The 12,246-nt window shown below is 34.2% G+C and carries 10 protein-coding genes; 4 read left to right on the top strand and 6 right to left on the bottom strand.

Annotated elements, in window-relative coordinates; translation table 11 throughout:
* Position 1 precedes the first annotated feature (1 nt).
* Together trkA and EDD66_RS02925 are read right to left on the bottom strand one after the other, a co-directional pair.
* Positions 2-1,363, bottom strand: coding sequence for a Trk system potassium transporter TrkA (trkA, locus tag EDD66_RS02930; RefSeq protein WP_123608070.1), 1,362 nt, complete (start codon positions 1,361-1,363; stop codon positions 2-4).
* A gap of 89 nt (positions 1,364-1,452) precedes the next feature.
* Entirely contained in the window at positions 1,453-3,546 is a 2,094-nt protein-coding gene (locus EDD66_RS02925) for a serine hydrolase domain-containing protein (protein ID WP_123608069.1), read from the bottom strand.
* A 117-nt stretch (positions 3,547-3,663) separates the two neighbouring features.
* Between EDD66_RS02925 and EDD66_RS02920 the strand changes: the two genes are divergently transcribed.
* Complete coding sequence (locus tag EDD66_RS02920; protein ID WP_123608068.1) at positions 3,664-3,840, top strand: DUF4250 domain-containing protein; 177 nt, start codon at positions 3,664-3,666, stop codon at positions 3,838-3,840.
* Positions 3,841-3,851: 11 nt separating this feature from the next.
* On the opposite strand, the gene EDD66_RS02915 is transcribed toward EDD66_RS02920, so the two are convergent.
* Positions 3,852-4,388: a nitroreductase family protein gene (locus EDD66_RS02915; RefSeq protein WP_123608067.1), complete on the bottom strand. Its 537-nt coding sequence runs from the start codon at positions 4,386-4,388 to the stop codon at positions 3,852-3,854.
* Positions 4,389-4,664: 276 nt separating this feature from the next.
* On the opposite strand from EDD66_RS02915, the gene EDD66_RS02910 reads away from it, so the two are divergent.
* Positions 4,665-5,345, top strand: coding sequence for a YigZ family protein (locus EDD66_RS02910; protein ID WP_123608066.1), 681 nt, complete (start codon positions 4,665-4,667; stop codon positions 5,343-5,345).
* Positions 5,346-5,414: 69 nt separating this feature from the next.
* On the opposite strand, the gene EDD66_RS02905 is transcribed toward EDD66_RS02910, so the two are convergent.
* Entirely contained in the window at positions 5,415-5,708 is a 294-nt protein-coding gene (locus tag EDD66_RS02905) for a DUF6514 family protein (protein ID WP_123608065.1), read from the bottom strand.
* Positions 5,709-5,975: 267 nt separating this feature from the next.
* On the opposite strand from EDD66_RS02905, the gene EDD66_RS02900 reads away from it, so the two are divergent.
* Entirely contained in the window at positions 5,976-8,708 is a 2,733-nt protein-coding gene (locus EDD66_RS02900; protein WP_123608064.1) for a PBP1A family penicillin-binding protein, read from the top strand.
* A 60-nt stretch (positions 8,709-8,768) separates the two neighbouring features.
* Here EDD66_RS02900 and EDD66_RS02895 read toward each other — a convergent pair whose 3' ends face one another.
* On the bottom strand, positions 8,769-9,530 hold the full coding sequence (locus EDD66_RS02895; RefSeq protein ID WP_123608063.1) for a sigma-70 domain-containing protein: 762 nt from the start codon (positions 9,528-9,530) through the stop codon (positions 8,769-8,771).
* A gap of 68 nt (positions 9,531-9,598) precedes the next feature.
* Positions 9,599-10,915: a trypsin-like peptidase domain-containing protein gene (locus EDD66_RS02890; RefSeq protein ID WP_123608062.1), complete on the bottom strand. Its 1,317-nt coding sequence runs from the start codon at positions 10,913-10,915 to the stop codon at positions 9,599-9,601.
* 210 nt (positions 10,916-11,125) lie between these two features.
* Between EDD66_RS02890 and EDD66_RS02885 the strand changes: the two genes are divergently transcribed.
* On the top strand, positions 11,126-12,246 hold a 1,121-nt coding region (locus tag EDD66_RS02885), incomplete at its 3' end, for a transposase (RefSeq protein ID WP_123608061.1).

Below are 12,246 nucleotides of genomic sequence, written 5' to 3'. Positions count from 1 at the left end.
CCTATTCTAAGATATCATTTAAATCTTTAATAATATGATGATTCTTAGTAACGACTAAGACTTTATCACCAACTGTAATACTCTCATTACCATGAGGAATTGTAACAACACTCCTATGTAAAATACAAGCAATTACAAGTTCTTTCTTAAGTGACAAATTCTTAATAGGAATATTTAAAAAGCTGGTAGTTTCATTGGCAATAAAACTGATTACTTCTACTTTTCCATCCATGATCTTATATAAAGCTTCCACAATGCTTCCTTTTGTATTCTGCATTCCTCTGACATATCCGGTAATATAACTTGCAGTAATTATCTTAGGATCTATAATACTGTCTAAACCTAACTTATTTATCACATTTGGAAGATTCATTCGGGTAGTCATTGCAATTACCTTATCCACTCCCTTTTCAACCGCATACATGGCTGTAATCAGATTTTCTTCATCCCTGCCTGTCATTGCAATAAATGCATCAATTTCTTCAAGGTTTTCTGAATCTAATACATCCTGATTCGTACCATCTCCTTCTATGATAATAGCTTCTTCAACAGTGTCAGCTAAATGCAGGCATTTCTTAGAATCTATTTCGATAATTTTCACTGACATTCCAAGTCTTGATATGATCTTAGTCAGATAATAAGAAGTTCTGCCTCCGCCAATCATTAATACCGTATTGATCTTTTCCACATATCTTCCTAACATTTTAAATAAATTGGTGATTCCAGTTATCTGCCCCATAATATAAACTCTGTCATTTACCCGGAATTCAAAATCTCCGTTAGGAATATATGCCTCTCCACCTCTCTCCACTGCTACAAATAACATATTTTGAGGGATTTTGCTGCTTATTTTTGATAATTTGGCACCTACTAACAGATCTCCTTCCATTACTTTAAATTCAACCAGTCTTTCTTTTCCCCCAAAGAATATCTCTATATTCATTGCAGAAGGAAATTGAAGTATATTAGCAATCTCTTGGGCTGCAGTGAATTCTGGATTGATAACCATATCAACCCCCATTTGATGTCTTAGGGTTGTAAATTCTTCATAATATTCCGGATCCCGTATTCTTGCAATTGTTTTTACATTTTCAGCTACTTTTTTCGCCATAAAACAAGTAAGCATATTCAGCTCATCTCTTGAAGTTGCTGCAATAACTAAATCTGCTTCCTCAATTCCCGCTTCAATTAATATACTGGCTCTGGCACCATTGCCTTTCACACACATAACATCTAATGTATCATCTGCCTTGCGAAGCGCTTCTTCATTCTTATCAATGATAGTAATGTTATGATCCTCTTTCGTGAGATAGCCTGCGATTGTATAACCAACTTTGCCATCTCCAACTATAATGATATTCATTTTTACCAAATCTCCTGTTTATATAGTTATAATAATAAAATTCAAACTATATGATAGCACCTTTTCATATAAAATTCTACATAATAATTTTATATGATGGATAGCTGAAATAAAGTGCCGCTATTACCCGTAAATACAATATAAGAACCATAGGGTAATGTAATCTCATCTTTACCATCCAGATACGAATAGTTAATACATATACCATTGCTATTATACACTGCAAATGCTCCTTGCCCAGAAATTTTTACATGTATTTTCTTATCTGCTAGGTTCTTATCAATTTTATACCATTTCCCATGACCATCTTCGTCAATCGAAAATATAGTTTGAGAATTTGATAGAGTGGGAATATCATCCTCTGCCAAATATAAATAGCTTCCGGTCTTAAGATAATCTTTTCCGTCTATTTCCATAAAACTATAATCACTTGAATCCCTGCCATAGGCCACGGGAATTTCTAATATACTTTTGCTTATATTATCATCCAGAATAACAGTATTACCAAAATAACCTGGAATATCTTCTACTATGTTAAGTTTTAATATAACAGAGGATGCCATATAAGATTGGGATGTATATTTCTCATTTACCAGGAAATATTTCTGATTCTTTCGTTCATTCCATTTATTTTGGAGTTCGTCTCCAATCACATTCCATGGTAATTTCTGTGCCATATAAGAAATTTCTGCAGTTTGACCTAATTCAGGTATATAGTGGTATTGCTGCTTTTGAATATAGATATTTCCATTCTCTTCTTTCACAAATTTTAGCCCTTCGTAATCATACCCCCAGGAAATCACGAATAATCCATCTTTTGTATAAGTATATTTCTCTGCAAGAAAGCCAGGATGGGAAGTGTTACTTAGGATGAGATTATCATCTTCATCAAACTTGACCATAAGTAATCCATCCATTGTTCCATATAAACCTTCATATTTTTTCATAGCCTCTGGAATCGCTTCTGCAATGGGTTTATAAAAAAAACGATCCTTCTTGATCTCTTTTATTATCCCCTTCTCTTTTAAGGCACTAAGCAGGATCTCCTGACCGATGATCTGATTATATGTACTATCCCCTTCTGAAGATAAGACAGTAGCCGCTATATTGTATTCCGGCAATACGATAAGGCTGCTATGATATAATAACGTATCCCCATTTTTCAAAAGGGCTTTTATCCCATATTGATTAAAGGGATACATATTTACACAATCCCATCCAAGACCATAGGCAGTTGTCGTATCCCCTTCCTCCGGCCAGATTCCTTTTAAATATTCCCTCTCTTCCATTGCTTTCTTGGATTTATCAGTGAGAATATTCTTAGAATTTTTCATAAAAATTTGTGAAAATCTGCATACGTCCTCTGCCGTTGAATAAATTCCGCCGGCACCAATAGCATTATAGCTATCTGCTTTCACTGGTTTTGCAAACCCCGGATAATACACCTTGGCTAACTGCTCCAGGGAAAATACATCTTTAGGAGTTTTTGTATTATTCATATTAAGTGTTATTGTAAAGTAACTCCTGATATACTGAGTAAAACTCAAGCCGCTTACCCGCTCGATCAATATTTCAGCAAGACTGAAGCCATCATTACAATAAACAGAAAAGGTCCCTGGATCTGCTTTCAATCTCTGACCTTGTAATTGTTCTAATAATTTATCATGAGCAGATGTATCATTGTCCCCAATCAGAACTGTATTGTTAAATGTACTTCCCATAAGACCCGAAGAATGATTGAGCAGCATTCGTACCGTTATCTGTACATATCTGGGGTCGTTCATTTTAAAATCTTTAATATATTCTACTAAAGGGGTGTCCAGATCCACTTTCCCCTCTTCTACCAGCCTTAATACCGCCACGGTCGTGAATATCTTGCTAATAGAACCAATTCCATACATATGCTCTTTGGTTAATTGATTATTCTCTGATTTACTATAAACTCCGGTCTGGCCTGATATCTTAATTTCTCCATCGTCAATAAGAGCATACTGCACACTTGTATAACCATAGTTTTTTACCAACTCATTTGCTTTCTCACTGGCTGCTTCTTTCGTAGTCTCATATTCATTATCCTCATTAAAATTTGCCTCAGAGGATGCTTCTATTGCAGTAATCGGAGTAAATGCAATGATAAGTGATAGAAAAGCGGTTAAACTGCTTTTAACAAATTGATGCTTCATACTTTTTCCTCAATCTTTCCCATTTTTGGTAAACATTCTTTTCCTTATCGAACGTACTTTTCTTCTTCTTACCCTTATGATACAATGAGTTAAAAATAAAAAATAAGGAGACATCTTATGTTATTACCAAAAGATCCCGTTATATTATTAAGCTATGTTAATACACAATTACGAGATTTCTACGAGAATCTTGAGGACTTTTGTAAAACGAATGGTATTAATCAAGAAGATCTTGAAAATACCTTAAAAAGTATAAATTATAGCTATGACATACAAAATAATCAGTTTAAATAATTAATAATAAATTAATCTACTATATTTAAAATTACTTCTGCACCCTTTCTCTTTGGCATGACTGGTTCTTCGTCCGGATAACCTAGGGCGATTATTGAGATAACTTCTTCGGTCTCAGGAACCCCTATTGCCTGAGAAACTTTTTCTTCATCATAATAGCCCATAATTACAGTTCCAAGACCTAGTTCTTTTGCTTTTAGACAAAAAAGCATATTAGATAATCCACAATCATACATCTGCCATCCTTTTCCCTTTGGAGTATCCGTTTCACCTTCCCGGTTATAACCTGAACGCATTTTTATAACAGTAGATACCATAACCACCGGGGCTGTGCTGGTTGCTTCTTTATTAAAATCGGGTACACATTCAACAATTTTATTCTTCATTTCTTCCCCAGAAATTGCATAATATCTTGTAACCTGAGTATTCTTCCATGACGGAGCATATTTTGCAGCTTCGGCAATTTCTGCCAGCGTTTCATTTGACACTTTGTCCAATTTAAATTTCCTGACACTTCTTCTTTCTTTAATGCATTCTAACAATTCCATATTATTTCCTCCAGTTGATTAATCAAAATATTGCACCTTTCCTTAAAACACTGTAAATTAGTTTAAGCAGGATAAGTATACTATAGGGATTGGTGTTCTTCAATATTAGCAACAATATATATTTTTGACTTTTATTTATATCTGTTATATCATAAATAAAAAACATATTTATGATCCCGTTATAATTTCACCCTTGCAAGCAAGTGAAATTATTTATCGTTATTATATTATTATGACAGATTAGGATGTTAAACTAAATATTCTAAGGAGTTTTTTATGAAAGAAGAATATAAAGTAATTTATCAAGGTAGTGAAAGTGAAATTTCAGAGAAAAAATCCAGATTTATAGCATCTATTGGACCTGTAGATTCCGAAGAAGATGCAAATATTTTTATAGAAAAGATTAAAAAAAATCATTGGAATGCGACTCATAACTGCTTTGCATATACAATAGGAATGAATCATGAATTAACACGCTGCAGTGATGATGGAGAACCTAGCGGCACCGCTGGTAAACCTATGTTGGATATCTTACTTGGTGAAGATATTCATAATATAGTAGTTGTAGTTACCAGATATTTTGGTGGAACATTGCTTGGGACCGGCGGGCTTATCAGGGCCTATCAGGGTGCTGTTAAGGAAGGATTGACCCATGCTTTAATTGTTAATAAAATGCTGGGCAATAAGCTTCTTATCTGCACAAATTATAATGAAATAGGAAAGTTGCAATATATATCATCCCAGATGGAATTATATATCCTTGATACTGACTATGCTGATATGGTCCATGTTACATTACTTGTCCCAGACAATAAGTTAACAGCTTTTATTAAAAAATGGACTACAGTAACGAATGGCAAAGAACAAATTACAAATCAGGGAAAAGTATATTTTACAATCGTAGAGAAAGAAGTTATTGTTTTTGATCTTCAAGAAGCAACCTCGAAGACCATATAATTGGTCTTCGAGGTCATGTATTTGGGGAAGCGGAAAGCTTCCTGTTTCCTCTCTTTTGATTAGATTATACTAACTGCATAACTTTTCAGTCATGATATCATCTATAATATATAACATAGTTATGGGTGTTACTGTACCCTCCATCATTTTATGTATCATCTGCAACACAAATTCTTTTGAATAAGAAATACACCCTGAGTTCTCAATCTCCACTTTTTCCCCATCTTTTTTCTGGATTTGAATACCGTATAGAGTTTCCTGATTATCTTTTTTTCTACATTCCATCAGATAATATGATAGTTCGATTTCATTCTCATTTTCAAGCTTTAAATTTTTTGTACCTTCTAAATATAACTTACTCATTTTGAATCCTCCCATTCCATACCTTCTATACTTTTGAATTATACAAGGATAATATTCATTCGAAAAGCAAAAAATATCGCAAATTTCGATAGCAATTTCAAATTTATACTATAACTCTTTAAAATAGACACCGATTTCTGAAAAGAAAAAGGAAAATTGCACATATTCTGTCACAATGTATACAAGAATAATTTTCTTGCCCTAAAATATAAAACTTTATTTAACTGCATATTTTTGATATAATAAGATGGGTAAAGGAGGTTTATTATGAACTTTAGTAAAAAAGGAACAGTTGACAAGCAAAAGCAAATTAGATCTACGTCTAAGAAGCTGGTTACAAAAATAGGCGTTTCTTTCTTTCGTACTTTTCTGATCTGCTTACTTGTTATTGCAATCGTTGGAAGTTTTGCTGGGTATGGAATCCTTCGGGGAATCATTGATAGTGCACCAAGCATTGACTCCATCAGTGTTGCGCCAACTGGCTTTTCCACTACTATATATGATCAAGATGGGAATGAACTAACTAAATTAGTTGGATCTGATGCAAATAGAATCTATGCTGAGATTGGCCAGATTCCAGAGCATGTCCAAAATGCTTTCATTGCAATTGAAGATGAACGTTTCTGGAAACATAATGGAATTGATGTTCAAGGTATTGTCAGAGTAATCTTTTTAGGTGTCTCCAATGGCAGATTCAGTCAAGGTGCCAGTACATTAACCCAGCAATTACTTAAAAATCAGGTTTTTGAAGGTGGTAATGAAGATGACTTTGTTGAAAAATTCGAGCGTAAACTTCAGGAACAATTTCTGGCAATTCAATTAGAAGAAAAACTTAGTAAGAAACAAATTCTTGAATATTATTTAAACACTATTAACTTAGGACAGAATACATTAGGTGTACAAGCAGCATCCAATCGTTATTTTGATAAAGATGTAAGTAAATTGACAATCTCCGAAGCGGCTGTAATTGCTGCTATTACTCAGAATCCTGCATATAATAACCCGATCTCATATCCTGAAAACAATTCGGACAGAAGAATTGCCATATTAGGAAATATGAAAAATCAAGGTTATATTTCACAAACTGAGTATGATGAAGCTATGGAAGACAATGTTTATGAACGTATTCAAACAGTTAATAAGGAACTTGGAGAATCATCTGTATATTCCTATTTTGTAGATGAAATGATCAATCAGGTAGTGAAGGATCTTCAAGAAAAGAAAGGTTATACCCAGGCCCAGGCGAATAATGCAATATATCGTGGTGGTTTAAGTATTTATACGACCCAGGATTCAAAACTTCAGAATATCTGTGATGAAACACTTTCCAATGATGATTTTTATCCTGATAATTCAAAATGGGAACTTAATTATCAATTATCCATAGAGAAAAAAGATGGTACGACTAATAATTATTCTGCCGGTCACATAAAAAATTATGTTTCAAAAGGAAATCCTAATTTTTCTCTTCTTTTTGCGGATAAGAAAGATGCGGATAAATATATTGAACAATTTAAGGCATCTGTAATTGAAGATGGTGATATAATTACAGGCGAAAATATTTCTTTCTCCATACAGCCTCAGATATCTTTTGTTTTAATGGATCAAAAAAACGGTCAGGTAAAAGCTATTGTAGGCGGCCGTGGTGAGAAAAAAGCAAGCCGGACCCTAAACCGTGCTTCTTCCACTGTGAGACAACCTGGTTCTACATTTAAGGTAATATCCACATTTTTACCAGCCTTAGATAGTGCTGGAATGACTTTAGCAAATGTCCAGGATGATGCTCCTTATCAATATCCAAACGGCACAAAAGTAAATAATTACTATAGCGGCTATAAAGGACTTAGTACCTTAAGAGATGCCATCGTACATTCCATGAATATTGTTACAGTAAAGACATTAGAACAGGTGACTCCTCAGATTGCATATGATTATTTATTAAAATTAGGTTTTACAACTATTGTTGATAGTCGTACTGATGAATCCGGACGTGTATTATCCGATATCAATCTGCCTATGGCTCTTGGTGGCTTAACAGATGGTATCACTAATCTGGAATTAACTGCGGCATTTGCAGCAATAGCTAATAATGGAGCATATATTGAACCAACTTTTTATACTAAAATTGTAGACCACGATGGTAAAGTTTTACTGGAGAATAAACCTGAGACACGTCAGGTAATAAAGGAATCTACCGCATGGTTACTTACAAGCGCCATGGAGGATGTTGTAAAAAGAGGTACCGGTACAAGACTTCGTTTAACAAATACGAGTATGCCTGTTGCTGGTAAAACTGGTACAACTACTAATGATAACGACTCTTGGTTTTCAGGATATACTCCATATTATACTGCATCTATCTGGTCTGGATACGATAATAATGGCAGCCTTTCAAATACAAGCTATACAAAAGATTTATGGCGGACAATTATGGAAAAGGTTAATGGAGATTTAAAAGTTAAATCCTTTAAGATGCCAAATTCTGTTGTTTCAGCTAAGATATGTACCAAATCCGGTAAACTCGCTGTAGATGGTGTATGTGACCATGCACAAGGTGGTTCTACCGTACGTACGGAGTATTTTGCCAAAGGAACTGCTCCAAAAGAAAAATGTGATATCCATGTGAAATTAAGTGTATGTACAGAATCCCATAAACTGGCTACTGAATATTGCCCTAAGAGCCAGGTAAAAGATATTGTTTATCTAATTAAAGAAGAAACTGCAAAAACAGCCGATACTCCTAACCTTTTACCAAAGGGATTGGAAGATTCTATATGTAACATACACAAATCATTTATTATTGATGATCATTGGGGCAATGATACCGATGATGATAACAATAATGACGGTACCGTAACAGATCCGGGAGATGATGGTACAATACCAGATCCTAGCGCTGGTCAGACTGGTAATTCCAATGGCAATTCAAATGAGAATTCCAATGGTAATTCCAATGACGGAAATAAAAAAAATAACGGTTTGTTTAATTGGTTCAATTAAGCATCAGGAAGCATAAAAAATGGCTTATCTCTAATAATGAGATAAGCCATTCTTATAAGCTTAATGATGATGATCTGCCTTTAGGACATCCTTTGATAAACGTATAATATCTTCTATTTCTTCTTTGGTGACATTCATATATTTTGCCATTTCCAAAATATCAGGAATTCTTCCCAGTTCATCTTCCAGTTCCTTTGCTGCTTTACTAAGTCGGTTTACTTTGATCAATGCTTCCTGTGTGACATTAGCTTCACTGTTTTGTTCCATAATAGCATTTTCTATAGATCCACGGATCTCTTTTTCAAGATATTCCTTCACATTACTCCAGTCATTCTCAACTAAAGTGGCTACAGCATTCATTAATCCCATATTTCCCTCTTGGATCAAATCTCCAATAATCATTCCTTTTCCACGGTATTCTTTGGAAATAGATACCACAAATTTTAGACTTCCTTCTATCATTCTTGTTTTCGCTGCTTCTTCGCCCAACTTTATCTTCTCATAAAGATTCCCCAGTTCACTGGCATCACATTCCGGGATTGCATCAAGGTCATCAAGATACATCTGAAGGTATGCAGATTCGGCAGATTCCTCTTTAGATTCCTCTTCCACATTTGTATTTTTCTCCTGCATTGGAATATAATTTTTTATTGTGATTTTATTCTCAGCAAGATAAGCATAAATAGGTTCAAACTTATCTTCTCCCAGATCAGCATCTTTGAATGCCTTTTTAATTTCATCCATGGTAATCGTTCTATTATTGGTTTCAGCCAGATTTACCAGTTCATCCAGCGTTTCCAAAAAACTTTCTCTATCCTGCATTTTAAGACTCCTTTAAAAAATAATTAGATTCAGATGTGGTAAAAACCACACCTGAATTAAGTTCCACTTTATCCTACTCCTACTTCATCATCAAACATGTAGATTAAAAGACCATATGGTATTTCATAATCTTTATATTTATCATTAGATTTTACCATGATATAATAGGTTCCAGCCGGCAAAGATACGCTACCATAGTATCCCATATAATAATCGTCATATTCCATAGTATACCCAGAAATTGGTTCCCCATTATGATCTACTATATTGAAAGATATATTCTTCTGATCTCCTTCTTTAATGGTAAGTGGTAGACCTGCAAATCCTATCTCTCTTGTTATTGATAAGGTGAATTTATAGTAATCTGTTTCATCCGGCTTCATAGTCCCATATACTTTATTTTCAAAACCAAATTCCTGACTGGTACTAATCTTGGAGCTTAATGATTCATCTTCCATCACAAATAAATTACTATATTCTGAGATAGATTTCTTCCAGAATTCAATTTCTGTTAATGATTTCTTTGTGCTTACTTTATTAATCTGGTTGATATTAATAGCAAAATTCAGATTCTGTCCATCCTGATACTGCATGGAGTTAATTCCTATCACTTCACCGTAAGAATTTAAAAGAGGTCCTCCACTATTTCCGGAAGATAATGCCGCATTGGTTTGTATGTAATTTACATTTTCAATTTTTCGATTTATACTTGCAATGATCCCATTGGTAAATGTATTGGAAAACCCTTTAGAACTTCCAATCGTATAAACTGTTTCACCAACTTTAATTCCGTGGCTGTTTAACTTTAATACCTTATTCTTTGATGAAATCTTTAAAACAGCTATATCAAGAGCTTCATCATAGCCTAATATAGTTACCTTTTCATAAATTTTACCACTTAATGTCTGCACATTAATATTGGAAGCACCAGCAATTACATGGTAGTTTGTTACTATCTTACCTTGATCTATAAAAAAACCGGTTCCCAATCCATCACTGGTATTTATCTGAACCGTTGCCGCTACACATTGCTCATAAACTTTTTCTGCAGTTAATTTTTTATCTTTCACCGTAACATTACAGTAGATCTGTCTGGAACCAATGGTAGCTGTTATTTTAGCAGTTCCGCTTTTTATACCTGTAACAACTCCTTGGGAAGATACCTTCGCAACCTTCCCATTACTTGATTTCCAAGTTACTTTACTATTTGTAGTATTCACTTTGAGTGTATCAGTTTTTCCTACATATAAAGTAATTTTTGTTTTATTTAATTTTATAGAAGCTGCTTCTATCTGATCATAATTAGCTATCGGTGAGGATATTGGCACACAATTTAATGTAACAATGAATAACAGCGATATGATCAGTCTTTTAATATGCTTCATACAATTCCCCTTTCATGGTAAATATAATAAATATTATGTTACAGTTCAGCTATGATTTTGAGGCTCTGTATGGTCAAACTGTAACAATATTATATACTACAACAATTCAATAAACAACAGATATAATTTAAAAGGGGCTGTAAAAAAACTCCCCTAAAAGAAAAATCGCTGAAGTCGTGAGACTACAGCGATTTTTTGGTATAATTAATTATGCGACTAACTAACAATACCAATGATAATTATACTCCACGCCAGCTGAAATTACCATTGGATATCGAAAAATTAATTGATATTTCTGATCCAGTATACACTTTCTGTGAGGTGATGGATCACATCGACCTATCAAAATATTTTGTAGAGAAAGGATACAAAACAGGTCGCCCAAGATGTGATGAACAGAAACTCCTTAAAGTTACACTCTTTGCTTTCATGGAACACGGAATTAGTTCTCTGCGTGAAATAGAAAAACTCTGTAGGAATGATATACGATATATGTATCTTCTTGATGATATGAAGGCGCCTTCTTTTGCAACTTTTGGCAATCTTATACGCAATGAACTAACGGATTCTATAGAACAGATTTTTATCGACGTAAACAGTTACATTTTTGAAAAGGATCATGTGGATCTGGAGCATACTTACATCGATGGAACAAAAATAGAAGCAAATGCTAACCGTTACACCTGGGTATGGAAAAAATCATGCCTTCGAAACCGTGATAAGGTTTTCGAAAAGCTTTCTGTATTGATTGATTCCATGAACACAAGTGTACTAAACTATCTGGGAATAAAACTGGAGAAACGAAATGAATACGCAATTGATTATGTCACAGAATTACTCGAAAGCTATAAAACTGCAACTGCTCTGGATATTACAAAGTTTGTATCGGGAATCGGACATCGAAAAAGTATGGAACAGCGTCAATATCAGGAAATGCAAGATTATTTGGAACGTCTAAAATCATATGCAAAGCATATCGAAGTATGTGGAGAGAAAAGAAACAGCTATTCTAAAACTGATCACGATGCTACTTTCATGAGAATCAAACGGGATTATATGGGAAATGACCAGCTTTTGCCAGCATACAACCTACAGGTTGCGATATGTGATGAATACATAGCAGTGGTTGATGTGAAACCCTATGCCTCTGACATGGAATGCTTTGTGCCGCTTATGGAAAAATTCAACCGTATCTATAATCATTATCCGAAATACCCGGTTGCGGACGCCGGATATGGTTCCTATAATAATTATCTTTATTGCGAGGAACATGGCATGGAGAAATTCATGAAATATACCATGTTTGAAAAAGAAACAAAGAATGAAAAATA

It is taken from the genome of Mobilisporobacter senegalensis (assembly GCF_003752155.1).
GTDB classification, from domain to species: Bacteria; Bacillota; Clostridia; order Lachnospirales; family Lachnospiraceae; genus Mobilisporobacter; species Mobilisporobacter senegalensis.
Note: the sequence above shows the minus strand (reverse complement) of the source record. Positions and strands in the feature narration are given on the sequence as shown.